This is a genomic window from Phenylobacterium conjunctum (assembly GCF_042679085.1).
GTDB lineage: Bacteria > Pseudomonadota > Alphaproteobacteria > Caulobacterales > Caulobacteraceae > Phenylobacterium > Phenylobacterium conjunctum.
This window is the reverse complement of record NZ_JBHTLQ010000004.1, coordinates 12,148-37,276: the sequence shown is the minus strand read 5'-3', so window position 1 is coordinate 37,276 and position 25,129 is coordinate 12,148. Positions and strand designations below refer to the sequence as shown.

Below are 25,129 nucleotides of genomic sequence, written 5' to 3'. Positions count from 1 at the left end.
AGCTTTGACGACTTCGGGTTGATCGATCTGAAGTTGCGCGGCAGTCTCCCGGAAAGTTCGTGGGGGGCTGCCGTGTTTCGTAGAGTCTTTAGTCTGGCCGGCGTTTTCGCCGGCCTGTTCGCCGCATCCGCGACAGCGGCTCCTATTGAGGCCTATGGCCGGCTTCCCGCCATCGAGGATGTCGCGATCTCGCCGGATGGCGCGCGCCTGGGCCTGATCGTCACCGACGGGACGGAGCGCAAGGTCGCGGTCCGGGAGCTGGCGACGGGGGCGACCCAGGTCCTGGATAGCCAAGGCGCTAAGCTGCGGGGCGTGCGATGGGCGGACAATGACCACCTGCTAATCCAGGCGTCTGGGGCGTCCAGCGAGACCAACCTCTATTTCGAGCCGGGTGACCTCTCCCACCTCTATGACTACAGCGTCTCGAGCCGGTCGTTCCGGTTCCTGCTCCGCGACACGGAAAGTGCCGTGTTGTTCAGCCTGCCTTCCGTGCGGACGGTCGATGGCGAGACTACTCTGCTGATGGATCACCTGATGTTCGGCGACAATGGCGCCCGCATCGGCTTGTGGCGAATCGGCCTGAAACTCGGCTTCGCACGCGCCTTCAAGGAAGGCTTTCCGGGTACCGATGGTTGGCTGGTCGGACAAGATGGACAGCCGCTCGCCGAAACCGAATTCGCGGCGCAGTCGCGACGGTGGACCCTGAAGGTGTTGCGGAACGGCGTGTGGGATCAGGTCGTGAGCCGGATTGCGCCCATCGACCGTCCCTGGCTTGCCGGCCTCAGCGCGGACGGGCGCTCGCCCCTGATTGAGGAGCGGTCTGAAGGGCAGGCTGTGTTCAGTCAGGTTCTGATGGACAGCGGTGAGGTGAAGCCCGTCGGGGCGCCCGGCCCTGGGGCGCGGCCAGTGCTCGATCCTCGCACCGATGTGCTGTTGGGTTTCGTGTCCACGTCAGCCGCCCAGATCGACTATGCGATGGCGTCTCCGCGCGACCAGGCGATTTGGCGCGCGGCGCAGGCCGCCTATCCAGGAGATCGGGTCGAGGTCGTCTCCTGGAACGACAGCCACCGCAAGCTCGTGGTGCGGGTGGACTCGCCGACGACTGGGCCGGCCTATGCGCTTGTGGATTTCGACGCCAAGACTTCGAAGTGGATTGGTGACCTCTATCCCGAGCTAAAGGCGGCAGACATCGCACCGCGCAAGCCGTTCAGCTACGCCACCCGCGACGGTCTCCAGTTAGGTGGCTTCCTGACGGCCGCCAAGCCCGGCGCGCCGGTGGTGGTCCTGTTGCACGACGGCCTGAACGAGCGGGATGAACCTGGCTTTGAGTGGATGGCGCAGGGCCTCGCAAGCCGGGGCTATGCTGTGCTCCAGATCAACTATCCGGGCACGGCGGGTCTAGGGGGCGATCTGTACCGCGCGGGCTATGGGCGTTGGTCCCGATGGAAGGACGATGTGGCTGATGGCCTCGCAGCCGTAAAGGCGGCCGGCCTCGCAGATGGCGGGCGGGCCTGTGTCGTTGGGGTCGGGGTTGGCGCCTATGCAGCGGTCACAGCAGGTGGAGTGAGGTGCGCCGCGGCGGTTGGCGGCGTCACCGATCCGGCGGCGCATCTGGCTTGGCTGTCCTCGCGCCGTTCGCCCGCGACTTACCGGGCCTGGGGGCGCAGCGTCGGTGCCGAGGACCCCGCTGGTGTCCGGATCAAGGCCCCGGCGCCGACGCCTGTTGCCGGCTCCGCGCCCCTATTGCTCCTGCACGGAACCGAGGACACGGTGGTGGCGCCTGAGCAATCCGAGCGGCTTGCTAAGGCTTTCCTTGCGGCCGGTCGGCCAGCGGAGTTCATCAGTCTCAAGGACGAGGACCACTGGCTTTCGCGCGGCGAGACGCGCAAGGCGGCGCTGACCGCCTTGGTCGCCTTCCTGGAAAAGCACAATCCGCCCAACTGACCTCTAGCCAGACCCGCCGCCTAACTGGCAGTTTTCGTGCCAATAACTTGTGCGGGACGGGAGCAGGTCATGGCGGCGAAGATCGGGCGGACCCTGGCGGACTCCCAACCCTGGTGGCCGGATCCGGTGACGCCGCCCAAGGGCGCGCCGAACATCCTGGTGGTGCTGTTCGACGATGTCGGGTTCTCGGACTTCGGCTGCTATGGCTCGCCGATCCGCACGCCGACCATCGACGCCCTGGCGGGGCAGGGGCTGCGCTATACCGGCTTCCACACCACGGCCATGTGCTCGACCACGCGGGCGGCGCTGCTGACCGGGCGCAACCACCATTCGGTGGGCATGGGGTGCCTGGCCAATTTCGACAGCGGCTATCCGGGCTATCGCGGCAAGATCGCCCGCGAGGCCGGAACCCTGCCCGAGATGCTGAAGGCCCACGGCTATCGCAGCTACATGGTGGGCAAGTGGCACGCGACGCCGCTGACCGAGACCGGGCCGACCGGGCCGTTCGACGGCTGGCCGCTGGGGCGGGGCTTTGACCGCTACTACGGCTTCATGGACGCCGAGACCGACCAGTACGCGCCGGAGCTCGTGCGGGACAACACCCCCATCGATCCGCCGGATGGCGGGTTCGAGGCCGGCTATCACCTGACCGCCGACCTGGTGGACCAGACCATCCGCTATATCGCCGACCATACGGCGGATGCGCCGGATACGCCCTGGCTGGCCTGGCTGGCCTTCGGCGCCTGCCATGCGCCGCACCAGGCGCCGGCCGAACTGATCAAGTCCTATGACGCGGTCTTCGCCCACGGGTGGGACGTGGAGCGCGAGCAGCGCCTGGCCCGGCAGAAGGCCATGGGGATCGTGCCCGCGGACACTGTCCTGCCGCCGCGCAATGACGGGGTGAAGGCCTGGGCCGAGCACAGCCCCGACGAACAGCGCCTGTTCGTCCGTCTGCAGAGCGCCTATGCGGCCATGCTCGATCACGCCGACCAGCACCTGGCCCGGCTGGTGGCCTTCCTCGACCAGGCGAACCTGCGCGAGGACACCCTGATCCTGGTGCTGTCCGACAACGGGGCCAGCCAGGAGGGCGGGCCCCTGGGCATGATCAACGCCATGGGCCCCTACAACATGAAGCCCGAGCCCCTGGCCGAGAAGATCGCCCGGATCGATGACATCGGCGGGCCGGACACCCATTCGAACTTCCCCTGGGGCTGGGCCATGGCGTCCAACACGCCCCTGCGCCGCTACAAGCAGAACACCCACGGGGGCGGCATCCGTGACCCGCTGGTCATCTCCTGGCCCAAGCGCCTGCCGGCCAGGGGCGAGCTGCGAACCCAGTTCGCCCACGCCAGCGACTTCGTCCCCACGGTGCTGGATCTGCTGGGCCTGGAGCCGCCGGCGCACGTCTGGGGCGTGCCGCAGATGGCCCTGGAGGGCGAGAGCTTCGCCGCCAGCCTGACCGACGCGGCCGCACCGGCCCGGACCCGGGCGCAGTATTTCGAGATGTTCGGCCACCGGGGCCTGTGGAAGGACGGCTGGAAGGCGGTGGCCTTCCACCCGCCCGGCAAGTCCTTCGACGACGATGTCTGGGAGCTCTATCACCTGGACGCCGACGTCTCGGAGACGAACGACCTGGCGCAGCGCGAGCCGGAGCGGCTGAAGGCCCTGGTCGAGGCGTGGTGGGCGGAGGCGGAAGCGGCCAAGGTCCTGCCCCTGGACGACCGGTTCGGACCGCGTTTCGCCGACAACGCCCAGCGCTATCATGGGCCGCGCAAGCGCTTCGTCTTCCATCGCGGCATGGGGCACCTGCCGTCCGACGTGGCGCCGGACGTGCGCAGCCGCAGCTACCGGATCGAGGCCGACCTGACGATCCCGCCGGACGGGGCGCAGGGCGTGATCCTGGCCCATGGCGACGCCACCTGCGGCTACAGCCTGTTCCTGCGCGAGGGCCGGCTGCACCACGTGATCAACGTCGGCGGGGCCAAGGTGGCGGTGAGCTCCGAGGCCGTCATCCCGCCCGGCCCGCACAAGCTGGGCGTGGCGGTGGCGCAGGGAGCGGAGCGGACCTTCACCCTGCTGGTGGACGGCCAGCCGGCCGGCCAGGTGGCGACCAAGCTCGGCTTCACCACCTTCGTCTCGTGGTCGGGCCTCGACATCGGCCGCGACCGGGGTAGCCCGGTGGCGGACTATGCCGCTCCGTTCAGCTTCACGGGCAAGTTGCGGCAGGTTGTGGTGACCATGGACCCGGAGCAGGACCTGGACGGCGAGGCCCTGGGCGAGGCGGAGATGGGCCGGCAGTAGGCGAGGAGGCCAGAATGCGCGCGGGCGGCTTGCGGCGCGCGATTCGGCCAGGTGCGCGGCCGGCTCGCCGGGCTCAACTCAAGCTTGGCCATGCCGCAGTCCGGCCTGCGACCGAAGGTAGACCGCAGGACCTAATCACGCGCTCTGACGCGGTGGCGCTTTACTCCGCCCCCTATCTCGGATTCAGTTGACCCAGGATGGGGAATTCGCGCGGGAGGCGAGGTTGGAGCCGGTGTCGGAGATCGACGACGATCTCGGCCTGCACGGCGAGGCCTGTCTTTTTCGAACCATCTTCGAAACCGCGATCGAGGCCATTGTCGTCATAGACGACGACGGGGTCATCCGCGCCTGCAACCCGGCCGCGGCCCGCCTGTTCGGCTATCGCGGCGATGAGATGCAGGGCTGCAACGTCCGCGACATCATGGCTCCGCCCTATCGCGATGTACGATCCCCCACCGGCGAGCGCGAGACCGGCGTCCGCCGCATCCTGGGGTCCGGCCGGGCCGTGGCCGGGGTGCGCAAGAACGGCTCGACCTTCACCCTGGAGCTGTCGATCACAGAGTGGCGCCAGAACGGCGAGCGGCTGTTCACCGGCATCCTGCGCGACGTGACCGAGGATGTCCGGGTCCGCGAGCTACAGCGCCTGATGGTCAACGAGCTGAACCATCGGGTGAAGAACACCCTGGCCACCGTCCAGGCCATCGCCCTGCAGACCCTGCGCAACTCCGAAACGCCGCGGGCAGCGGCCCTGGCCCTGAACAAGCGCCTGGTCGCCCTGGCCGGCGCCCACGACATCCTGACCCGCGAGAGCTGGGAGGGGGCGGCCGTGACCGATATCGTCGCCGCCGCGGTGGAAGCGCATGGCGCGGGCGGCGCGACGACCTGCTCTGGCCCATCGGCCTGGCTGGCGCCCAAGCCCGCCGTGGCCCTGGCCCTGATCCTCCACGAGCTGTTCACCAACGCCGGCAAGTTCGGCGCCCTGGCCGGCGGCGGGCAGGTTTCGATCAGCTGGGCGGGGGGAACCGCGGGCCAGGACCTCATCCTGACCTGGCGGGAGCAGGGCGGACCCGCCGTCACCGCCCCTGTGGAACATGGCTTCGGCCTGCGGATGATGGAGGCCCTGGCCTCGGACCTGTCCGGCGAGGTCCGGCTGGACTTCCGCACCGATGGCCTGGTCTGCGTGATCCGCACCGTGGTCGGAGCGCCCCTATGAGCGCGCGCCGGGTTCTGGTGGTGGAAGACGAGGCCATGGTGGCCATGCTGATCCAGGACCTGCTGGCCGAGCTCAATTGCGAGGTGACCCTGGTGGCCTCCAACGCCGCCCAGGCCGCCGACTTCGCCCAGACCTGCGATGTGGACTTCGCCCTGCTCGACGTGAACCTGGGCGGCGGCCAGACCTCGTTCCAGGCCGCCACGATCCTGGGCCAGCGGCGGATGCCCTTCGCCTGGATCACCGGCTATGGCCGCGACGGGGTGCCGGCCTCCTTCAGCGGGGCGCCGATCCTGTCCAAGCCCATCGACCCGCACCTGCTGGCTGATGTGGTCCGCAGCCTGTCCTGAGGCGCAAAAGATCCGGTCCTGGTCTCTTGTGTGTCCCAACGGCCACACTACATCGAGGCTGCAGGGGTTGCGCTTGATCAAGGCTTCCCCGGCTATTCCGCCTAGTCAGGGGACACCATGAACATCGACGTCTATTCCGACCGCGCCAAACAGGCCGTCCAGTCGGCCCAGAGCCTCGCTTTGGCCCGCCGTCACCAGCAGCTCGCGCCCGAGCACCTGCTCAAGGTGCTGCTGGAAGAAAAGGATGGCTTAAGCCGCGCCCTGATCCAGAGCGCGGGCGGACGTCCCGACGCCGCCGACCAGGCCGCCGACGCCCTGCTCACCAAGCGGCCCAAGGTCGAGGGCGGCTCCGGCCAGCTCTACATGGCGCCTGAGACGGCCCGCGTGTTCGCCGAGGCCGAGGCCGGCGCCAAGGCCGCGGGCGACGCCTTTGTCACCACCGAGCGCCTGCTGATCGCCATCGCCAAGGAAGGCGGCGACGCGGCCAAGGCCATCAAGGACGCCGGCGCCAACGCCGCGGCCCTGGAAGAGGCCGCCAAGTCCCTGCGCAAGGGCAAGACCGCGGACAGCGCCTCGGCCGAGGAAGGCTATGACGCCCTCAAGCGCTACGCCCGCGACCTGACCCAGGCCGCCCGCGACGGCAAGCTGGATCCCGTGATCGGCCGCGACGAGGAGATCCGCCGCACCATCCAGGTCCTGTCGCGCCGCACCAAGAACAACCCCGTCCTGATCGGCGAGCCCGGCGTCGGCAAGACCGCCATCGTCGAGGGCCTGGCCCTGCGCATCGTCAATGGCGACGTGCCCGAAAGCCTGAAGGACAAGCAGCTGCACGCCCTCGACATGGGCGCCCTGATCGCCGGGGCGAAGTACCGCGGCGAGTTCGAGGAGCGTCTGAAGGCGGTGCTGAACGAGGTCACCCAGGCCGAAGGGTCCATCGTCCTGTTCATCGACGAGATGCACACCCTGGTGGGCGCCGGGAAGAGCGACGGGGCCATGGACGCCTCGAACCTGCTCAAGCCCGCCCTGGCCCGCGGCGAACTGCACTGCGTCGGCGCGACCACGCTGGATGAGTACCGCAAGCACGTGGAGAAGGACGCAGCCCTCGCCCGACGCTTCCAGCCGGTGTTCGTGTCCGAGCCTACCGTCGAGGACACGGTGTCGATCCTCCGTGGTCTGAAGGAGAAGTACGAGGTGCACCACGGCGTGCGCATCTCCGACAGCGCCATCGTCGCCGCCGCCACCCTGTCCAACCGCTACATCACTGACCGTTTCCTGCCGGACAAGGCCATCGACCTGGTCGATGAAGCCGCCAGCCGGGTGCGCATGGCCGTGGACTCCAAGCCGGAAGAGCTGGACGAGATCGACCGCCGCATCGTGCAGCTGAAGATCGAGCGCGAGGCCCTGACCAAGGAAAGCGACGCCGCCTCCAAGCAGCGCCTGGAAAAGCTCGAGGACGAGCTGATCGACCTGGAAGGCCAGTCCGAAGACATGACCGCCCGCTGGCGGGCTGAGAAGGAGAAGGTCTCCTCCGCCGCCCAGGCCCGCGAGGCCCTGGACCGTCTGCGCGCCGAGCTGGTCTCCGCCCAGCGCTCCGGCGACCTGCAGCGGGCCTCGGAGATCGCCTATGGCGAGATCCCGCAGCTGGAGCGCCGCCTGGCCGAGGAGGAATCCAAGGCCAGCCAGGACGCCGTCAGCCCCGAGGTGGTGGACGCCGAGCAGATCGCCCAGGTCGTCTCCCGCTGGACCGGCATCCCGGTGGACAAGATGCTGGAGGGCGAGCGCGAGAAGCTGCTGGCCATGGAGGACGCCCTGCGCGGCCGCGTGGTCGGCCAGGAGGAGGCGCTGGTCGCGGTCTCCGACGCCGTGCGCCGGGCCCGCGCCGGCCTGCAGGACCCCAACCGGCCCATCGGCTCCTTCCTGTTCCTCGGCCCGACGGGCGTGGGCAAGACCGAGCTGACCAAGGCCCTGGCCGAGTTCCTGTTCGACGACGAGACCGCCGTGACCCGCCTGGACATGAGCGAGTACATGGAGAAGCACTCGGTCAGCCGCATGATCGGCGCGCCTCCCGGCTATGTCGGCTATGACGAGGGCGGGGCCCTGACCGAGGCCGTGCGCCGCCGGCCCTACCAGGTGGTTCTGTTCGACGAGGTCGAGAAGGCCCACCCGGACGTCTTCAATGTGCTCTTGCAGGTGCTGGACGACGGCCGCCTGACCGACGGCCAGGGCCGCACGGTGGACTTCCGCAACACCCTGCTGATCATGACCTCGAACCTTGGGTCAGAGTTCCTGGCCGCCCAGGGCGAGGGCGACGACGTCGAAGAGGTCCGGCCGCAGGTGATGGACGTGGTCCGCCACCATTTCCGGCCCGAGTTCCTGAACCGGATCGACGAGATCATCCTGTTCAAGCGTCTCGGCCGGGCGGAGATGGACAACATCGTCCGGATCCAGCTGCAGCGGGTGGAAAAGCTGCTGGCCGACCGGCGCATGTCCATCGCCCTGCAGCCCGCCGCCCTGCAGTGGCTGGCGGACAAAGGCTACGACCCGGTCTATGGCGCGCGCCCGCTGAAGCGCGTGATCCAGAAGGAACTGGTCGACCCCATCGCCCGCAAGCTGCTGGCCGGCGACCTGGAGGACGGCTCGGTCATCGCCGTGGACGCCGAGGCGGACGCCTTGGCCATCGGCAAGGCCCGGGTGCACTAGGGCTCTAAGCTCCTCCCCCGCTAGCGGGGGAGGATATCTAGAGCTCGACGTTGACCGCCTTGCCGGCGCGGATTTCGACGCGGCGCATGATGGCCATGTCGGGGACGCCGCCGCCGATGGGCTTGGCCACGGTGATCACGAACCAGGCGCCGTTGGCCAGGCCCTGGAAGTTGAAGCGGTTGTTCGCATCGCAGGTGGTCCGGCGCACGAAGGCGGAATAGTCGCCATTGGGCGCGGACGGCGTGCGGGCGCGAACCTCGTCGGCGGGCAGAGCCGCGGCGTTGGGCGAATTGTAGAGGATGGTCATCCGCCGCCGGGTCCACAGGGTCTCCGGCGTCAGGATCACGCCGGCGCCGGCGCAGCTATAGGTCACCTGGCCATTGCGGAAGGCGAGCTTGCCGTCGATGCGCCCCTTGCCCGGCACCGCCGACCAGGAGAAGTCCGCCGGGCGGAACACATTGGCCGAGGGCGGGCCCGCATTGCCCGGAGGCGGCGGGGGCGGCGGCGGCGCGGCGGTCTCACAGGCGGCGACGGCCAGGAGCAGGGACGAGGCGAGCGCGAGGCGGACGGTCCGTTTCATGGCGGTCACCATAGGCCCGCTGACGCGCGCGCGCCAAGGTCTTCGATGAGCATGTTCGGCGAGCGGCGCCCAGCTCTGGGCATTGCCGCCTCTCGTCAGTCGTCGTGGCGCACCTTGCCGCGGCCGGCCTTGACCCCGCCGCGCCGCACCTTGGCCTCTACCCGGCGGACCTTGGAGGCGAGGGTGGGCTTGGTCTTCTTGCGCGGCGGCGGCGGGGGCTCGGCGGCCTTGCGGACCAGCTCGACCAACCGTTCCAGGGCCTCGGCCCGGTTCCGCTCCTGGGTCCGGTGGGTCATGGCGGTGAGCACCAGGACGCCGTCCTGGGTCAGCCTGCGCCCCGCCAGCTTCATCAACCGGATCGCCACCTCATTGGGCAGGGAGGGCGAGCGGCGCACGTCAAAGCGCAGCTCCACCGCCGTCGAGACCTTGTTGACGTTCTGGCCCCCCGGCCCGGCGGCGCGGATGAACCGCTCGACGATCTCGCTCTCGTCCAGGGAGAGGCCGGGGCGGATCTCGATCATGGGGTCGCGGAGGGGCTCGGTTGAAGGGGTGGGGACAGGGTACGCTGGCGGCGGCTGCAATGCACGGGGCTGAGCCGTCAGACTGTCCACGAACCACACGAACCACACGAACGGACCTCATCCCCGACCCGCTCACCCCGGCGAACGCCGGGGTCCAGATCATATGGCGCTGGTGATCACAGTTCGGACGCCCTGGACTTCACCTGGGTCCCGGCCTTCGCCGGGATGAGCGGGATTTGGGGCGGGCTTGTTCGTGGGGTTCGTGTGGTTCGTGGACAAACAGCCCGCCTAGGCCAAGCTCTCTAGCCCTGACACGCCGGACACAGCCCCCGCGCTTCCAGAGTCACCGCGCGGACGGCGTAGCGGGAGGGGGCGGCGGCGGCGAGTTGGGCGTCGAAGTCGGGTTCGAACTCTTCGGCCGCGCCGCAGCACTCGCAGATCACGAAGGCCGCCCGGTGGCCCTGGCCGTCCAGCCGGCAGGGCACATAGGCGTTCAGGCTCTCGATCCGGTGGGCGAAACCCAGGCGCTCCAGGAACTCCAGGGCGCGATAGACGGTGGGCGGCTTGGCCGGTTCGCCATGGGCGCCGAAGGCCGCGATGAGGTCGTAGGCCTTCAACGGGCCATTGGCCTCCAGCAACAGCTCCAGCACCCGGCGGCGCGGGGCGGTCAGGCGCTCCTGGGTGGCGGCGCAGCGGCGCTCGGCCTCAACCAGGGCGTGGCTGAGAGCCTGGCCCTTCAGGCCCGGATGTGCGCCCTCGGCGTGATGACAGTCGGCTCCCATGTCCATTGGCTACTCGTCTCCGCGATTTCCCGCAACCGAAGGCGTATCCGGGCTTGACGGCTGGTTATGTTATCTCATAACGATCCCTTAGTGTTATTTCATAACAGAGGGTGCGGTTTTCAACCCCTCTGCAGGGGACTTTCATGCGTCGCACCGCCCTGTTCGCCGCCGCCAGCGCGGCCGCCCTGTCCCTGGCCACAGGCGCCGCCCACGCCGCCGAAGAGGCCGGGACGCCCAACGCCGTCTCCGAACTGGTGGTCACGGGCGCGCCCTATGTAGTCTCCATCGACTCCACCACCACCAGCGTCGACGTGGTCAAGCGCGACGATCTGGACCAGGCGCCTTCGGGCGGCCTGGGCGATGTGCTGAACGGCATGCCGGGCGTGCGCTCCACCTTCTTCGGTCCCGGCGCGAGCCGCCCGGTGATCCGGGGGCTGTCCGGCCCTCGGGTGATGGTGCTGACCAACGGGGTGGGCCAGATCGACGCCTCGGCCCTGTCCCCCGACCACCAGGTGGCCACCGACCCGCAGGAGGCCGAGCGCATCGAGGTGCTGCGCGGTCCGGCGGCGCTCGCCTATGGCGGCTCGGCCATCGGCGGGGTGGTCAATATCATCGACGACCGCATTCCGGACCAGCCGGTGGACGGCGTCCATGGCCGCGTCCTGGCCGATGGCTCCACCGTGGACAAGGGTCAGAGCTATTCCGGCGCCCTGAAGGCCGGGACCGGCCCCTGGAACTTCACGATCGACGGGGTCCACAAGGAGAGCAAGGACTACAGCATCCCGGTCCCGGCCAAGTCGGCGCGGCTGGCGGCTGAGGACGGCGAGGACTTCCTGGGCGGCGATGACAGCAAGGTTGCGAACACCGCCCTGAAGCTGGACGCCTATGGCGCGGGCATGAGCTACACCGGCGATGCGGGCTTCATCGGCTTGGCGGCCAAGCGCACCGAGACCACCTATGGCGTTCCGACCGAAGAGGCTGATCCGGTCTCGATCCGGCTGAAGCAGACCCGTTACGACGCCCGCGGGGCGCTGAACGTCGACCTCGGTCCCTTCGACAAGATCAAGTTCGCCGCCGGCTACGCCGACTATACCCACACGGAGTTCGAGGGCCCGGATCCGGGCACCACCTTCCTGTCCGACGGCTGGGAGGCCCGCGTCGAGCTCATCCAGCGCGCCCAGGACGGTTGGCAGGGCGCGGTGGGCGTCCAGGCCCTGAAGCGTGACTTCGACGCCATCGGCGACGAGGCCCTGGTGCCGCGCACCAAGATCACCGAGGCCGGCGTCTTCACCCTGCAACGCCTGGACAAGGACAGCTGGGGTGTCGAAGGCGGCCTGCGCCTGGATCAGCGCAAGCTGGACAGCCTGGCCGGCAAGGCGGACTTCACCAATGTCTCGGCTTCGCTGGGAGCCTTTGTCCGACCGGCCGAGGGCTGGTTCCTGGGCCTGGCCCTGTCGCGCACCAGCCGCGCGCCTAGCGAGGAGGAACTGTTCGCCGACGGCCCGCACCCGGCGACCCTGGCCTATGAGGTCGGCGACACCAAGCTGGACAACGAGGTGTCCTACGCCGCGGATGCGACCCTGCACTACAATGCCGGTGGCTGGAACGCCGACCTGCACCTCTATGTGACCAAGTACGACGGCTTCATCGACCTCTACCGCACCGGCGCGGTGGACGCGGGCAGCGGCCTCGACGTGTTCCACTTCGTCCAGACCGAGGCCAAGTTCTACGGGACCGAGGCCGAGGTCTCCTACCTGTTCTGGCAGGACGGCGAGCGCAGCCTGACCTTCGAGGGCGGCGCCGACTATGTGCATGGCGAGACCGACCTGGGCCCCGCCGCGCGGGTGCCGCCCTGGTCGGTGACCGGCCGGGCGATCTTCGAGGGCGGCTGGTGGACCGGCAAGCTCGAGCTGCGCCACGTGGCGGACCAGAACCGGGTGGCCGAGCATGAGCTGCCCACCGACAGCTATGAGATGCTGAACGCTTCGCTGGTCTTCCGCCCGCTCAAGAACCAGGACTTCAAGATCCTGATCGATGGCCGCAACCTGACCGACTCCCAGGCGCGCGAGCACGCCTCGTTCCTGAAGGACCTGGCCCCGCTGCCGGGCCGCAGCCTGCGGATCGGTGTCGGCTACAGCTTCTGACGGTTCTAGGGTCCCGATCCCGCGAGACGCCCCCCGACCGCGTGGATCCGCAAGGCCCTAAGAAGAAAGCCCCCGCGGTCACCCGCGGGGGCTTTTTCATACCTGGCTAGCCGAAGCCTCAGGCCTCTTCGCTCTCCGGCGCGGCGCCGCCTTCGAAGCTGCGCGGGGCGCGGCGGCGGCGCGGGCGCTTGGCGGCGCCGTCTTCGTCACCGGCGGCGGCCTCAGGCGCGGGCGCGCGGGGCGGCTTGGCCTGAAGGAAGGCGGGGGCGTGGCTCTCGCCGCCGTCTTCGTCGCGCAGGACGGGGGAGGGGCGATCCTCAACCGCCACCAGCGGCTGGGCCTGGGGCTCGACCACGGCCAGCGGATCGGCGCGCTCCTCACGGGGACGGTCATCGCGGTCCCGCCAGCGATCCCGGCGGCCGCCGCCCTCATAGCGGTCATTGCGGTCGCGATTGCGGGGACGGTCGTCGCCCTGGTCGCGGTTGCGGTCCTCGCGCGGACGCTCGTCCCGGGGACGGTCGTCACGGGCGCGGTCTTCGCGGGGACGCTCATCACGGGGGCGATCATCGCGATAGCGGTCGTCGCGGTCGCGATTGCGGCCTTGGCGGTCTTCACGGGGGCGGTCGTCGCGGTCGCCGCGCGGGCGGTCGTCACGATCCCGGTCGCGGTCACGGTTGCGGTCGCCACGGTCGTCGCGGTCGCGCCAGCCGTTGTTGCGCTCGCGGCCCTCGGTCTCGCCCTCGGACGGCTGGCCATCGGCCTCGGCTTCGGCGGGGGCGGCCTGGCCGCCGCTCTCGTCCTCGAAGTCCAGGTCGAAGCCGGACACGAACTGGTCGCGGCCCAGGATCTCGCTCGCCGGGCGCTGCGGCTGCATGGCCCGGATGGTGCGGAAATAATGTTCTGCGTGCTGGAGGTAGTTCTCGGCGAGCACCCGGTCGCCGGAGGTGCCGGCGTCGCGCGCCAGCTGCTGGTACTTTTCGAAGACGTGCTGGGCGTTGCCGCGGACCTTCACGCCTTCCGGCCCGTTGGAATCGAAGGCCCGGTTCGCGTTCTGCTGCTGGGGCTTACCCCCGCCGCCGCCGCCGCGATTGCGGCCGCGCTGACGCTTCATACCCTTGAAATCTCTCATTCTTTGCTAACCATCTGGGCGCTCTGGGGCCTAAGCGGATACGCGCGGCCTGTTCCTTCGCCATGCCTGGGCGTCGGGCCCAGCAATCTCGTGTTGAAGACGTAAGTGTTCCCCGTCGTCCGCCCGGGCTTGAGGCGCGCACATTTGCAAACGGTGCGCCTGCCGGAGCGGTCGTCGAATCCCTGTTCCCTGGGGTCCGAAACCTGAAGCACCGGCGAATTGGGTGGAGACAGGAATCTGAATTAGCGATTCAGAGCCGGATTTCCAAGGGGTTTTTCACGCCGGTCACCACGCGGTCCCGATTGCCCAGGTCCAGCACGGTCCGCACCTCGGCCGCGCCCGCGTCGCGGAACAGGGCCTCGACCGCGTCCTTCTGATCATAGCCAATCTCGACGGCGAACACCCCGCCAGGCTTCAGCACCCGCAGGATCTCCGGCGCCAGCAGCCGGTAGGCGTCCAGCCCGTCGGGACCGCCGTCCAGGGCCAGGCGCGGCTCGTGGTCCCGAACCTCCGGGTCCAGGGTCTCGATCACCTTGGTGGCGATATAGGGTGGGTTGGAGACCACGAGGTCGAAGCTCGCGTCGCCCAGGCCCGCGGTCCAGTCGCCGCGCAGCAGGGCCACCTGCCGCGCCAGGCCCAGATTGGCGGCGTTGTCGCGGGCCACCGCCAGGGCGTCCTCGGAGATGTCGATGCCCAGCCCCTTGGCCGCCGGCCGCTCGGCCAGGACGGAGAGCAGGATCGCGCCCGAGCCGACGCCCAGGTCCAGCATCTGGAAGGCCATGCCCTCGGGAAACGCCTTCAGCACCTCGTCGACGATCACCTCGGTGTCGGGGCGCGGCGTCAGCACGTCCTTGGTCACCGACAGCATGATCTTCCAGAAGCCCTTGCGGCCCAGGATATGGCTGACCGGCTCGCGGCGGGCGCGGCGGCTGACATAGTCCTCCAGCCGCGCTTCCTGTTCGGGCGAGAGCGCCCGGTAGGGGTCGGTCACGATATCGGCGCGAGTGGCGTCGGCGGCGGCCTCCACCAAGAGGCGGGCGTCGATCACCGGGCCGGTGATGCCCGCGGCTTCCAGCCGGGCCTTGGCGCCCTGCCAGGCCTGCAGAAGGGTCAGGCTCATGCTCGGGCCTCGGCTTGTGGGGTGGTGACGGCGTCGCCCACGCTGACCGAACCGCCGTCGGTGACGTGGATATAGATGCCGCAGAACATGTGGCCGTAGCTGTCGAACAGCGCCTTGACGATGTCGGCGTCCCGCTCAGCGGTCGTCGGGTCCACATGGGTCGCGGCGCAGCGGACGATGGGCTTGAAGACCTTGGCGCGGGCGAAGCCGGCCATCAGCTCGCGGCCCACCCAGTCGTTCTCGACCCAGGCCGGCCAGCCCTCGACATAGAGGTTGGCGCGGAAGCGAAGCGGGTCGATCTCACGGCCCATCTTCGCCTCCAGGTCCCGCACGCTGGCCAGGTTGACGATGGAGACGTGGCCCAGCGGGTGGTCCATGAACCGGTGGCCGTCGGCCTGGACCAGCTTCAGCGGGCCCTTGGCTTCGTCGCCGATCAACTGTCCGACCCAGGCGGCGAAGGCCTCGGCCGCCGCAGGCTCTGTCAGGCGGCCGGAAAAGGCCGGCAGGCCGGGGGCGGTGGCGGTCATCACGCCGGTCGCGTCGTCATAGGCGGTGCGCGCCCGCGCCACCTCGGCGATGGCCGCCAGCACGGTGAACTTCTGCTTGGGCACATAGGCCGGCGCGGCGGGATCAAACCCGGAGGGACCGTTCTCCACGGCGAACAGACGGTCATTGGGGAAGCAGGCGCCGGCGCTGAGCGCGGCCGTGTTCAGGCGCTCCGGGGTGAAGCCCTTGATCGGATGGCGGTAGAGGGCGGCGACGTGAGCGTCCATGGGCTCCTCGGGCGGTCAGAGTTCGTCGACGACCCGGGAGGCCAGGCCCACATAGGTCGCAGGCGTCAGGGCCAGCAGGCGGTCCTTGGCGGCCTCGCCGATGTCCAGCCCACGCACGAACTCGGCCAGCTCCGGGGCGCCCACGCGGCGGCCGCGGGTCAGGTCCTTGAGCAGGGCGTAGGGGTCGCTGATCTTCGAGCGGCCGGCCACGATCTCGGCCCGCACCACGGTCTGGATGGCCTCGGCCAGGACTTCCCAGTTGCTGTCCAGGTCGGCGTCGAGGGCGGTCTGCGACAGGGAGATCTCGCCCAGGCCGCGCTGCAGGTTGTCGAGCGCCAGCAGGGAGTGGCCGAAGGCGACGCCGATATTGCGCTGGGTGGTGGAGTCGGTCAGGTCCCGCTGCAGGCGCGAGGTCACCAGGGTCTGGGCGAGCGTCGCGAACAGGCCGCCGGCGATTTCCAGGTTGGCCTCGGCGTTCTCGAAGCGGATCGGATTGATCTTGTGCGGCATGGTCGACGAGCCCGTCGCCCCGGCCACCGGGATCTGGGTGAAGTAGCCCATCGAGATATAGGTCCACACATCGGTGGCCAGGTTGTGCAGGATGCCGCCCGCATGCCGCGCCCGGTCATACAGCTCCACCTGCCAGTCATGGGATTCGATCTGGGTGGTGACGGGGTTGAAGTCGATGCCGAGGGACCTGATGAAGGCTCCGCTCACGGCCGGCCAGTCCACGCCGGGCTCGGCCGACAGGTGGGCGGACCAGGTGCCGGTCGCGCCCGAGAACTTGGCCAGGTATTCGGTGCTCTCGATCTGGCGGATGACCCGCTGCAGGCGCCAGGCGAAGACGCCGATCTCCTTGCCCATGGTGGTGGGCGTGGCCGGCTGGCCGTGGGTGTGGGCCAGCATCGGGGCGTCGCGGTGCTTCTGCGCCAGATCGGCCAAAAGCTCGGTCACGGTGCGCAGCTTGGGCAACCACACGCGGGAGACGGCGCGCTGCACGGTGAGCGCATAGGCTGTCGAATTGATGTCCTCGCTCGTGCAGGCGAAGTGGGTCAGCTCGGCGATGGCGCCCAGGCCCAGCTGCTCCAGCCGGTCGCGGACCAGGTATTCCACCGCCTTGACGTCATGGCGGGTGATGGCCTCGCGTTCGGCCAGCCAGTCGATCTCGGCCTGGCCGAAATCCTGGTAGAGGGCGCGCAGCTTGGCCTTGTCGCCGTCGCTGAGCGGCTTGGAGCCGAACAGCGACCGGTCGGTCAGCGCGATCAGCCATTCCACCTCGACCTCGACCCGGGCCCGGTTCAGGCCGGCTTCGGACAGGTAGTCGGCGAGGCCGGTGACCGCGGACTTGTAGCGGCCATCGAGGGGGCTGAGCGGCTGGGGGGGCAGGGAGGTCACGGCGACTCCGGGGCTCGGGCGGGTGTCCGCCTAGTTGAATTCGTCTTCCAGGGCGGCCAGGCGGGCGGCCTGGTCCTCGGCGATCAGCGGATTGATCACGTCATCCAGGGCCTCGCCCTCCATCACCTTGGGCAGGTTGTAGAGGGTCAGGTTGATCCGATGGTCGGTCACCCGGCCTTGCGGGAAGTTATAGGTGCGGATGCGTTCCGACCGGTCGCCGGAGCCGACCTGGCTCTTGCGGCTTTCGGCCCGGGCGGTGTCGAGCGCATCGCGCTGCATTTCGTACAGGCGCGCCTGCAGCACCTTCATGGCCCGCGCCCGGTTCTGGTGCTGCGACTTCTCGGAGCTGGTCACCACGATGCCGGTGGGCAGGTGGGTGATGCGCACCGCCGAGTCGGTCTTGTTGACGTGCTGGCCGCCGGCGCCGGACGAGCGATAGGTGTCGATGCGCAGGTCCTGGTCGCGGATCTCGATCTCCACGTCCTCGGGCTCGGGCAGCACGGCCACCGTGGCGGCCGAGGTATGGATGCGCCCGCCAGCCTCGGTCTCCGGCACCCGCTGGACCCGGTGGACGCCGCTTTCGAACTTCAGCCGGCCGAACACGCCGTCGCCGCTGATCGAGGCGATGATTTCCTTGTAGCCGCCGACTTCGCCCTCGGAGACGGAATCGATCTCCACCCGCCAGCCGCGGGTGGCGGCGTAGCGCTGGTACATGCGGAACAGGTCGCCGGCGAACAGGGCGGCCTCGTCGCCCCCGGTGCCGGCGCGGACTTCCAGGATGGCCGAGGCGTTCTCGTCCTTGTCCTTGGGGGCCAGCAGCAGGGCGACCTCGTGTTCGAGCTCGGGCAGCCGGTCCTTCAGCTCGGCCAGTTCCTCGCGGGCGAGCTCAGCCATCTCGGCGTCGCCGGAGGCCGCCATCTCTTCCAGGGCCGGCGCCTCGGCCCGGGCCTTGGCCAGGGACATGACGGCGTCGGCCACCGGCTTCAGCTCGGCGTGCTCCTTGGACAGGCGCACGATCTCGCCCCCGTCCGTGGCCGCGCCCATGCGCGCCTCGATCTCGCGAAAGCGGTCGAGCACCTGGTCTAGTCTGGCCTGGGGAAGTCTCACGTCGGTCCTGCCTTGGTCGAGCCGGCCTTCTAGCTCCTGGGCGCGCCGCCGTCACCCGCGCAGGCGGAATTCGCGCCCTGCGGCCTACAGGCGCGCCGTACGCCGCCGCTGTGGCGCTGCGCTGCGGCAAGCCCTTGCCAAGCCCGCGCTTTGATGGTCGTTAACCATGTTTCGGGGATCGCTTCGGGGGATAGCGGACGAAATGAGTGGGGAGGGTCATCATGAGGGCGGCGCGCACGCGCCTGCGCCACAGGCCGCGCCCCAGCCCGCAGCGGCCGCGCCGCTGGTGGTCCAGCCCTACGCCCTGGCGCCGCCGCAGATGATCGGCGCCCCGATGATTGGTCCAGGGATGTGCCGGTGCGGCCTCGGCGCGACGGTCCTGGTCTGCGCCTGCGCCGCCAAGCCCGAGGACAAGAAGCCCGATCCGCATGCGGCCCATAAGCCGGCCGGACCGCCGCCGCCGGTCTTCAGCAGCGCGGTCCCCACCGACTTTCCCCCGCGTTTCCAATATGTCTGGGCCTCGCTCGCCAAGGTGCTGGAGGGCAAGGCCCCGCCGCACGGGGTGATCGCCGACGCTCGCGCCCTGTTGGACATGCTGCTGGATGATCTGGATCCGGAAGGTCGCGGCCGCTTCGTCACTGAGGGCGTCTGGTGGTGGAAGAAGACCACCTACAAGACCTACAGCCCCAAGCAGCGCCTGCATAAGCTGGTCGAGAAGCGGGTCCTGCTGAAGTCGGTCAAGGACACCGTCGATCGCCTGGCCTGGACGCCCGAGGAACAGGCCAGCCGCGGCGTGCGCGGCGATCCCGACCTGGCCCGACGGCTGGTGCACCTGGTCTGGCAGGTGGCTGATCAGGGCTTTGAACAGCGCAGCTGGAGCGAACTGGCCGAGGCGCCGCCGCGGATCCAGCCGCCGGCGCCGGCGGGCGGACACGATGATCATGGGCATGGCGACGGCCACGACGGCCATCATTAAGCATAGTCTCGCCTGCCGGGTGAAGGCGGACGCCGCTCCGGTGCATCCGGTTTTCGACTCAACCCGCCGGGATTAGCTTCCCCTCATGTCCAGGCCGCTTCCTCCCCAACGCCGTCCGGTCCGCTCCGCAAGCCGGATCGATCCCCTGGTGGGAGAGATCGCTGAGGCCCTGCTTAACCTGGGCGGCGCGGCCCACCGCGATCAGGTCATCGCCCGCCTGGAAGAAAACCGCCGCCAGGACAGCGCCGATCTGGACCTGCGCGCCCGCGCCGTGGCGGTGTTTGACGCTCACAGCCGCAGCGACGCCGGCTATGGCGGAGTCCAGCCCCTGTTCCGCCGTCCTTTCGGCCCCGGCGCCTATCGCTGGGCCCTGACCGCCGAGGCCGAGGCCTTCCTGCGCACCGGCGGCCGCCAGCGCCGGCACGGCTGAGCCCGATCAGACAACAAAAAGGGGCGGGGCGACCCCTCGGCCGCTCCGCCCCTTCCCGTAAACTTCTAAACCCGAAGGCTCTAGGCGCGCACGCCGGTCAGCGAGGCCGACCCGAAGGCGCCCAGCTTCACGTTGCCGCTCATGCTGTCGCCCGAAACGGTGGCTTCGAACTCGAGGGTCATCGGCATGGGCGAGGTGATGGCGGTGGACCAGGTCAGCTTGTCGCCGGCGACCTTGCCTTCGACGGCCTGTTCGCCCATCGCGCCCTTGGTGGTGCCGGTGAAGGTGTCACCGTTGGTCTTGATCGAAGCATCGACCGTCTGCGCGCCCATGGGCGAGTTGATGGTGATCTTCCAGTTGCCGTCCGCGGACATGATGTCTCTCCCTGATGGAGGCGGCACCTAATCAAGCTGGGCGCGCTCGCGCAAGTGGTGACGCGGGCGTCAGGTTTGAGATTCTTGCGCGCCGTTCGCCGAACCCTACTCGGCGGCCTGCAGGCCGGCGCGGGCCTTCTCCAGCTCGGCCGCCTTGGCCTCGACCAGCTCGACGATGTGGTCGACCATGCGGTCGTTGTCCATCTTGTGGTCCGGCTTCCCGGCCAGATAGACCATGCCCGCGCCCTTGCCGCCGCCGGTGAAGCCGACGTCGGTCAAGAGGGCCTCGCCGGGGCCGTTCACCACGCAGCCGATGATCGACAGGCTCATGGGCGTGGAGATGTGGGCCAGCCGCTGTTCCAGGGTCTCCACCGTCTGAATGACGTTGAAGCCCTGCCGGGCGCAGGACGGACAGGCGATGATATTCACGCCGCGGTGGCGCAGACCGAGCGACTTCAGGATGTCGAAGCCGACCTTGATCTCCTCCACCGGATCGGCCGCCAGGCTGACCCGGATGGTGTCGCCGATCCCGGCCCAGAGCAGGGAGCCCATGCCGATGGACGACTTGATGGTGCCAGAGCGCAGGCCGCCGGCCTCGGTGACGCCCACGTGCAGGGGGCAGTCGATGGCCTCTGCCAGCTGCTGGTAGGCGGCCACGGTCATGAAGACGTCGGAGGCCTTCACGCTGATCTTGAATTCGTGGAAGTCGTGGTCCTGCAGGATGCGGGCGTGGTCCAGCGCGCTCTCGACCATGGCGGCGGGGCAGGGCTCGCCGTACTTTTCCAGCAGGTGGGGCTCAAGGCTGCCGGCGTTGACCCCGATGCGCATGGAGCAGCCATGGTCGCGGGCGGCCTGGATGACTTCCTTCACCCGCGCGGGCGAGCCGATATTGCCCGGATTGATCCGCAGGCAGGCCGCGCCGGCCTTGGCCGCCTCGATGCCGCGCTTGTAGTGGAAGTGGATGTCCGCCACGAGCGGGACCTTGGCCGCCTTGGCGATGGTCGAGAAGGCCGCGGTGGAGTCCTCGTCCGGGCAGGACACCCGCACGATGTCGGCCCCCGCCTCTTCCAGCCGGCGGATCTGGTCGATGGTCGCGCCCGCGTCCGCCGTCAGGGTGTTGGTCATCGACTGGACGGTGATCGGCGCATCGCCGCCCACCTCGACATCGCCGACGCGGATCTTGCGGGAGACGCGCCGGTCAATGGCGCGCCACGGGCGGACGTGGGTGTGATCTTGCACGGTCATGGCGTGCGGAAAATAGGCCCAGCCGCGGGAAAACCCAAGGCCGGTTCGATGTCAGCGCGGCGCGGCGGTCGTCGGTTTGGCGGGGGTGATCGCCGGGGCCGCGGGGGCCACAGGGGCGACGACCGGCGCCGGGGCCGTGGCGGCCAGCTTGGTCACCGAGTTCAGGCCCACGGGCAAGAGGCCGCGGCTCTGGCCGGCCACGAAAGCCTGGACCGCGCCGGCCTCGACCACATCGGCGGTGACGCCCTTCAGGGTCGGGGCCCGATAGGCTTCGCCGGCCGCCAGCTGGCGGGCGAAATAGACCGAGCCGTCCGCGCCCCGCACGATCAGCGAAGTCGGCTTGCGGGCCTGCAGGGTGACCACCGAGGCGTTGGCCGGGGCGCCATAGACGGCGCCGTCGGGGGCGAAGACCTGCGGCATGGGGCGGGCGTTCGGATCGACCGCCTCGGCTTGCGGGTTCTTGGCGGCGGCCTTGCGGACCGCGTCCACGGCGTCGGCGGAGCCCGAGGCCGCGGCGGCGGCTTCCAGGCCGGGCGTCACATAGGGGGTCGGCGTCGTGGACTCGACCGGCGCCGGCAACGGCGCGCCCAGGGACACCGGGCCGCTGGCGGTCGCCACCGTGGCGGCGACGTTGGCCGGGGCGGTGGAGGGCGGCGGGGCCTGTTCGTTCATCGCCCGCTGGGCGACGTTCCACAGCACGACAGCGCCGATCAGCAGCAGGCCGAGGACAACCATGGTCATCAGGCGCGGATCGCCATCGCGCCGGACGCCCACCGGGGCGCGAAGGGGCTCGTCCGGGGCCGGTTCATCGGCCTTGAACCGCTCGACGGCGGCCTCGGCGTCGAGGCCCAGGGCCGTGGCGTAGGCGCGCACATATCCGATCGTGAAGGGCCGCGAGGGCAGCTCGTCCAGCCGCATCTCTTCGATGGCGGCCAGATAGGCGCGGCGAATGCGGGTCTGGTCGGCGACGTCCTGCAGCGACAGGCCGCGGAACTCGCGGGCGGTCTTCAACGCGACGCCAATATCAGGAGCGGAATCCAAGGTGGGCATATAGGACTCTGCGACGCTGGGATCCCGATCCCAGTCCGTCGGCAAATGAAGATTCGTAACCCCGCCAGTATCGAGCGGCATGGCTACACGCACCCCTGCTCTTCCGTGTCGGCGCTCACGCGCCTCTACGCCCCCAAAAAGACCCGGACGTGCCGGATCTTAACTCTATATTTGAAGTATCACGCTAATCATCGGAAATCAATAGAATATTTCGGACTGAATGGTTAATTCGCGCCTCGCGCGAGCGTGGCTGTTCTGCTGTTCACGCTACCCTGGCGGGCTTTTCCTGAGCGTCGCAGGGACAGCGCCCCCGCCACTTCTCCTAGATGGCGAGATAGAGCTTGCGGGCCAGGGTTTCGATCTCATTGCGGATCGAGCCGGCCGAGCTCTTGATCAGGGTCGAAACCCCGCGCCGTGCGGCCTCCCGGTCGCAGGACAGCACCATCTGCTTCACCGGGCCGATCCCGGCCGGCGGCATGGACAGCCGCTCAAAGCCCAGAGCCGTGAGGACGAAGGCCTCCAGAGGCCGCCCCGCCATCTCGCCGCAGACCGACACCGGCGTCCCCGTCTCGGCGCAGCCGCGCTGGATCGCCTCCAGGGCGCGCAGGGCCGGCGGCGACAGGAAGTCGTAGCGGTCCGACACCCGCGGATTGCCCCGGTCGGCGGCGAACAGGTACTGCATCAGGTCATTGGTCCCGACACTGACGAAGTCGGTCATCGGCAACAGGGCGTCCAGGTGCCAGATCACCGCCGGCGCCTCGATCATCGCGCCGACGTCCAGGCGCGACGGCGCGGGCCGGCCGCGGCGCTGGGCCCAGGCGACCTCGGTGTCCACCAGGGCGCGGGCGGCGCGGAACTCGTCCACACTGGACACCAGGGGGAACATGATGCGCAAGGCCCGGCCGCGGGCGGCGGCGATCAGGGCCCGCAGCTGCAGGCGCAGCAGGGCCGGGCGGTCCAGGCCCATGCGGATGGCGCGCCAGCCGAGCGCCGGATTGTCCTCCCGCTCAGCCTCAAGATAGGGCAGCACCTTGTCGCCGCCCAGGTCCAGGGTTCGGAAGGTGACCGGCAGATCGCCGGCGGCGTCCATCACCCGGGCGTAGAGCGCGGCCTGGGCGCTGAACCGGGGCATTTCCTCGGCCACCATGAACTGGAACTCGGTGCGGAACAGGCCGATGCCCTCCGCCCCGGTCTCGGCCAGGATGTCGAGGTCGACGTCCAGGCCGGCGTTCATCAGCAGGGTGATCTTGGCGCCGTCGCGGGTGAAGGCCGGGGTGTCGCGCAGCTTGGCGAACTCGGCCCGGCGCTGCAGGCGGACTTCCAGGCGGGCCTGAAGCGCCTTCACCACGTCCGGACGCGGGCGGAGATAGGCCTCGCCGGTCTCGGCGTCGACGATGACCGGGTCGCCTTCGCTGACCTTGTCGCGCAGGCCGGTCAGGCGGCCGACGCAAGGGATGTCCAGGGCGCGGGCCACGATGGCCGCATGGCTGGCCGCCGAGCCTTCCTCCAGCAACAGACCCTTCAGCTTGGTGCGGTCATATTCCAAGAGGTCGGCGGGACCGAGGTTCCGGGCGATCAGGATCGCGCCGTCGGGCAGGGCGCGGGCCGTGGCCCCGTCGCCGGACAGGTGGCGCAGCAGCCGGTCGGCCAGATCCTCGAAGTCGTGCAGCCGCTCGCGCAGGTAAGGGTCGCGGGCCTGGCCCAGGCGGGCCCGGTGCTCCGAGCGCACCCGCTCCACCGCCGCCTCGGCGGTCAGGCCGTTGCGTACGGCTTCTTCCAGCGACCGGTTCCAGCCCCGGTCGTGGGCGAACATGCGGTAGGTCTCAAGCACCTCGTAAGAGGCTTCGACCAGGCCGTGCTGGCCTTCCAGCATGCTGTCGATCTGGGCCTGCAGCTCGTGGATGGCGGTCTTCAGCCGCGCGTCCTCGGCGCCGATGTCCTCGGCCAGCAGCTGGGACGGCGCCACGGGCGGTTCGTGCAGCACGGCGACGCCCAGGGCCAGGCCGTCGGCGAACTTGGCCCCCTTCATGCGCTCGGGCTTGGTCGGCGCCAGGTCGATGCCGTTCAGCGGGCCTTCGGTCGCCAGCTCACCGCCGGCCACCATCTCGGCCAGCACCATGGCGACGATCTGCAGGTCCTCGACCTCGTCGTCGGAATAGACCCGCTCGGTGCGGTTCTGGACCACCAGCACGCCGATGGCCCGGCCGCCGCGCAGCAGGGGCACGCCCATGAAGGCGTGGAAGGGGTCTTCGCCGGTTTCCGGGCGATAGGAGAAGGCCGGGTGGTTCGGGGCGTCGGACAGGTTCAGCGGCCGGCCCAGGCGCATAATCTCGCCGACCAGGCCCTCGCCCGGTTTCATGCGGGTGACGTGGACGGCGCCGGGATCCAGGCCCTCGGTGGCGAACAGCTCCATGTCGCCGACGGCCCGGCGCATATAGAGCGAGCAGACCTCGGCCACCATCGAACGGGCGATGATCCGCACGACCATGTCCAGCCGCGCCTGGGCGGGACCGCCCCCGGCCAAGGCTTCGCGGATCTGGCGCAACAGGCTGCGCTGGCCGCGAATGGCGACTGTCGGTGACGGCATCAAGGCCCCGCTCTCCTCTCCCTGATCATTCGTCTAGCAGCTTTGGACGTCGGAACGGAGACGGAAATAGGGCCTCCCTGCTTGCGACGCTTCACCGCGCCGTTCGACTGAGCAGTTCGATCAGCTCTCCGGCCTTTCTGCGCTGTTCCGCAGCGTCACCCGAGACGATGGCCCCTTCGATACAGTGGTCCAGGTGGGTCTTCAGAATCTCCGTCTCCACCTTGGAGAGGGCCGCGCGCACCGCCTGCAGCTGGGTCAGCACATCGATGCAGTAGCGGTCTTCCTCGACCATGCGGGCGATCCCCCGCACCTGGCCTTCGATCCGGTTCAGGCGATTGAGCAGCTTGGGCTTGGCGGCATGGTCCATAGGTGAAGCTTATACCCATGGGGGGTAATTGCAATATGCCCCCG

The 25,129-nt window shown here is 69.4% G+C and carries 21 protein-coding genes; 8 read left to right on the top strand and 13 right to left on the bottom strand.

Annotated elements, in window-relative coordinates; translation table 11 throughout:
* Positions 1–18 precede the first annotated feature (18 nt).
* The 5 genes from ACFQ27_RS02525 to clpB all read left to right on the top strand — a co-directional run bounded on the left by ACFQ27_RS02525 (position 19) and on the right by clpB (position 8,505).
* Positions 19–1,944: an alpha/beta hydrolase family protein gene (locus ACFQ27_RS02525; protein ID WP_377352299.1), complete on the top strand. Its 1,926-nt coding sequence runs from the start codon at positions 19–21 to the stop codon at positions 1,942–1,944.
* Between the two features lie 69 nt (positions 1,945–2,013).
* A complete protein-coding gene (locus ACFQ27_RS02520; protein ID WP_377352298.1) occupies positions 2,014–4,245 on the top strand; it encodes an arylsulfatase in 2,232 nt (743 codons plus the stop codon).
* 232 nt (positions 4,246–4,477) lie between these two features.
* Positions 4,478–5,458 carry a sensor histidine kinase gene (locus ACFQ27_RS02515; RefSeq protein WP_377352395.1) on the top strand — a complete coding sequence of 327 codons (981 nt, stop codon included), beginning with the start codon at positions 4,478–4,480 and terminating at the stop codon, positions 5,456–5,458.
* Complete coding sequence (locus tag ACFQ27_RS02510; RefSeq protein WP_374345826.1) at positions 5,455–5,805, top strand: response regulator; 351 nt, start codon at positions 5,455–5,457, stop codon at positions 5,803–5,805. Before ACFQ27_RS02515 ends, ACFQ27_RS02510 begins: the two co-directional genes overlap by 4 nt.
* A 117-nt stretch (positions 5,806–5,922) precedes the next feature.
* Positions 5,923–8,505 (top strand): ATP-dependent chaperone ClpB, encoded by a 2,583-nt coding sequence (gene clpB / locus ACFQ27_RS02505; RefSeq protein ID WP_374345825.1) that lies wholly within the window; start codon positions 5,923–5,925, stop codon positions 8,503–8,505.
* Between the two features lie 37 nt (positions 8,506–8,542).
* Here the strand turns inward: clpB and ACFQ27_RS02500 are convergent, their stop codons facing one another.
* The 3 genes from ACFQ27_RS02500 to ACFQ27_RS02490 all read right to left on the bottom strand — a co-directional run bounded on the left by ACFQ27_RS02500 (position 8,543) and on the right by ACFQ27_RS02490 (position 10,394).
* The gene (locus tag ACFQ27_RS02500) at positions 8,543–9,085 is read right to left on the bottom strand and encodes a hypothetical protein (protein WP_377352296.1); all 543 of its coding nucleotides are present in this window, start codon (positions 9,083–9,085) and stop codon (positions 8,543–8,545) included.
* A gap of 95 nt (positions 9,086–9,180) precedes the next feature.
* The gene (gene arfB / locus ACFQ27_RS02495; protein WP_374345823.1) at positions 9,181–9,606 is read right to left on the bottom strand and encodes an alternative ribosome rescue aminoacyl-tRNA hydrolase ArfB; all 426 of its coding nucleotides are present in this window, start codon (positions 9,604–9,606) and stop codon (positions 9,181–9,183) included.
* Positions 9,607–9,908: 302 nt separating this feature from the next.
* Positions 9,909–10,394: a Fur family transcriptional regulator gene (locus ACFQ27_RS02490; RefSeq protein ID WP_377352294.1), complete on the bottom strand. Its 486-nt coding sequence runs from the start codon at positions 10,392–10,394 to the stop codon at positions 9,909–9,911.
* A gap of 137 nt (positions 10,395–10,531) precedes the next feature.
* Between ACFQ27_RS02490 and ACFQ27_RS02485 the strand changes: the two genes are divergently transcribed.
* Positions 10,532–12,532, top strand: coding sequence for a TonB-dependent receptor (locus ACFQ27_RS02485; RefSeq protein ID WP_377352292.1), 2,001 nt, complete (start codon positions 10,532–10,534; stop codon positions 12,530–12,532).
* A 118-nt stretch (positions 12,533–12,650) separates the two neighbouring features.
* Here the strand turns inward: ACFQ27_RS02485 and ACFQ27_RS02480 are convergent, their stop codons facing one another.
* The 5 genes from ACFQ27_RS02480 to prfA form a co-directional block, all read right to left on the bottom strand.
* A complete protein-coding gene (locus tag ACFQ27_RS02480) occupies positions 12,651–13,661 on the bottom strand; it encodes a DUF4167 domain-containing protein (protein ID WP_374345820.1) in 1,011 nt (336 codons plus the stop codon).
* Between the two features lie 250 nt (positions 13,662–13,911).
* Positions 13,912–14,781, bottom strand: a complete 870-nt coding sequence (prmC, locus tag ACFQ27_RS02475) for a peptide chain release factor N(5)-glutamine methyltransferase (protein ID WP_377352290.1) — start codon at positions 14,779–14,781, stop codon at positions 13,912–13,914.
* The gene (locus tag ACFQ27_RS02470) at positions 14,778–15,554 is read right to left on the bottom strand and encodes an MOSC domain-containing protein (RefSeq protein ID WP_377352289.1); all 777 of its coding nucleotides are present in this window, start codon (positions 15,552–15,554) and stop codon (positions 14,778–14,780) included. The genes prmC and ACFQ27_RS02470 overlap by 4 nt, the downstream gene beginning before the upstream one ends.
* 15 nt (positions 15,555–15,569) lie before the next feature.
* Complete coding sequence (purB, locus tag ACFQ27_RS02465; RefSeq protein ID WP_377352288.1) at positions 15,570–16,949, bottom strand: adenylosuccinate lyase; 1,380 nt, start codon at positions 16,947–16,949, stop codon at positions 15,570–15,572.
* Positions 16,950–16,979: 30 nt separating this feature from the next.
* Entirely contained in the window at positions 16,980–18,056 is a 1,077-nt protein-coding gene (gene prfA, locus ACFQ27_RS02460) for a peptide chain release factor 1 (RefSeq protein ID WP_374345814.1), read from the bottom strand.
* 202 nt (positions 18,057–18,258) lie between these two features.
* On the opposite strand from prfA, the gene ACFQ27_RS02455 reads away from it, so the two are divergent.
* Both ACFQ27_RS02455 and ACFQ27_RS02450 read left to right on the top strand, forming a co-directional pair.
* Positions 18,259–19,032 carry a hypothetical protein gene (locus tag ACFQ27_RS02455; protein WP_377352286.1) on the top strand — a complete coding sequence of 258 codons (774 nt, stop codon included), beginning with the start codon at positions 18,259–18,261 and terminating at the stop codon, positions 19,030–19,032.
* Between the two features lie 148 nt (positions 19,033–19,180).
* On the top strand, positions 19,181–19,462 hold the full coding sequence (locus tag ACFQ27_RS02450) for a hypothetical protein (protein WP_377352285.1): 282 nt from the start codon (positions 19,181–19,183) through the stop codon (positions 19,460–19,462).
* An 80-nt stretch (positions 19,463–19,542) separates the two neighbouring features.
* Here the strand turns inward: ACFQ27_RS02450 and ACFQ27_RS02445 are convergent, their stop codons facing one another.
* The 5 genes from ACFQ27_RS02445 to ACFQ27_RS02425 form a co-directional block, all read right to left on the bottom strand.
* Positions 19,543–19,836 carry a hypothetical protein gene (locus ACFQ27_RS02445; protein ID WP_374345810.1) on the bottom strand — a complete coding sequence of 98 codons (294 nt, stop codon included), beginning with the start codon at positions 19,834–19,836 and terminating at the stop codon, positions 19,543–19,545.
* A gap of 105 nt (positions 19,837–19,941) precedes the next feature.
* Complete coding sequence (gene ispG, locus ACFQ27_RS02440; RefSeq protein ID WP_374345809.1) at positions 19,942–21,081, bottom strand: flavodoxin-dependent (E)-4-hydroxy-3-methylbut-2-enyl-diphosphate synthase; 1,140 nt, start codon at positions 21,079–21,081, stop codon at positions 19,942–19,944.
* A gap of 51 nt (positions 21,082–21,132) precedes the next feature.
* Entirely contained in the window at positions 21,133–22,092 is a 960-nt protein-coding gene (locus ACFQ27_RS02435; RefSeq protein ID WP_377352283.1) for a helix-turn-helix domain-containing protein, read from the bottom strand.
* A gap of 361 nt (positions 22,093–22,453) precedes the next feature.
* Positions 22,454–24,718 (bottom strand): phosphoenolpyruvate--protein phosphotransferase, encoded by a 2,265-nt coding sequence (gene ptsP / locus ACFQ27_RS02430; RefSeq protein ID WP_374345807.1) that lies wholly within the window; start codon positions 24,716–24,718, stop codon positions 22,454–22,456.
* A 91-nt stretch (positions 24,719–24,809) separates the two neighbouring features.
* A complete protein-coding gene (locus ACFQ27_RS02425) occupies positions 24,810–25,085 on the bottom strand; it encodes a metal-sensitive transcriptional regulator (protein ID WP_374345806.1) in 276 nt (91 codons plus the stop codon).
* Positions 25,086–25,129: the final 44 nt, after the last annotated feature.

Bases quoted from the DNA above. Each gene is read 5' to 3' on its own strand.
- ACFQ27_RS02520 (WP_377352298.1), top strand. From the start codon at position 2,014: ATGGCGGCGAAGATCGGGCGGACCCTGGCGGACTCCCAACCCTGGTGG.
- ACFQ27_RS02510 (WP_374345826.1), top strand. From the start codon at position 5,455: ATGAGCGCGCGCCGGGTTCTGGTGGTGGAAGACGAGGCCATGGTGGCC.
- clpB (WP_374345825.1), top strand. From the start codon at position 5,923: ATGAACATCGACGTCTATTCCGACCGCGCCAAACAGGCCGTCCAGTCG.
- ACFQ27_RS02500 (WP_377352296.1), bottom strand. From the start codon at position 9,085: ATGAAACGGACCGTCCGCCTCGCGCTCGCCTCGTCCCTGCTCCTGGCC.
- arfB (WP_374345823.1), bottom strand. From the start codon at position 9,606: ATGATCGAGATCCGCCCCGGCCTCTCCCTGGACGAGAGCGAGATCGTC.
- ACFQ27_RS02490 (WP_377352294.1), bottom strand. From the start codon at position 10,394: ATGGACATGGGAGCCGACTGTCATCACGCCGAGGGCGCACATCCGGGC.
- ACFQ27_RS02485 (WP_377352292.1), top strand. From the start codon at position 10,532: ATGCGTCGCACCGCCCTGTTCGCCGCCGCCAGCGCGGCCGCCCTGTCC.
- ACFQ27_RS02480 (WP_374345820.1), bottom strand. From the start codon at position 13,661: ATGAGAGATTTCAAGGGTATGAAGCGTCAGCGCGGCCGCAATCGCGGC.
- prmC (WP_377352290.1), bottom strand. From the start codon at position 14,781: ATGAGCCTGACCCTTCTGCAGGCCTGGCAGGGCGCCAAGGCCCGGCTG.
- ACFQ27_RS02470 (WP_377352289.1), bottom strand. From the start codon at position 15,554: ATGGACGCTCACGTCGCCGCCCTCTACCGCCATCCGATCAAGGGCTTC.
- ACFQ27_RS02455 (WP_377352286.1), top strand. From the start codon at position 18,259: ATGAGTGGGGAGGGTCATCATGAGGGCGGCGCGCACGCGCCTGCGCCA.
- ACFQ27_RS02445 (WP_374345810.1), bottom strand. From the start codon at position 19,836: ATGTCCGCGGACGGCAACTGGAAGATCACCATCAACTCGCCCATGGGC.
- ispG (WP_374345809.1), bottom strand. From the start codon at position 21,081: ATGACCGTGCAAGATCACACCCACGTCCGCCCGTGGCGCGCCATTGAC.
- ptsP (WP_374345807.1), bottom strand. From the start codon at position 24,718: ATGCCGTCACCGACAGTCGCCATTCGCGGCCAGCGCAGCCTGTTGCGC.
- ACFQ27_RS02425 (WP_374345806.1), bottom strand. From the start codon at position 25,085: ATGGACCATGCCGCCAAGCCCAAGCTGCTCAATCGCCTGAACCGGATC.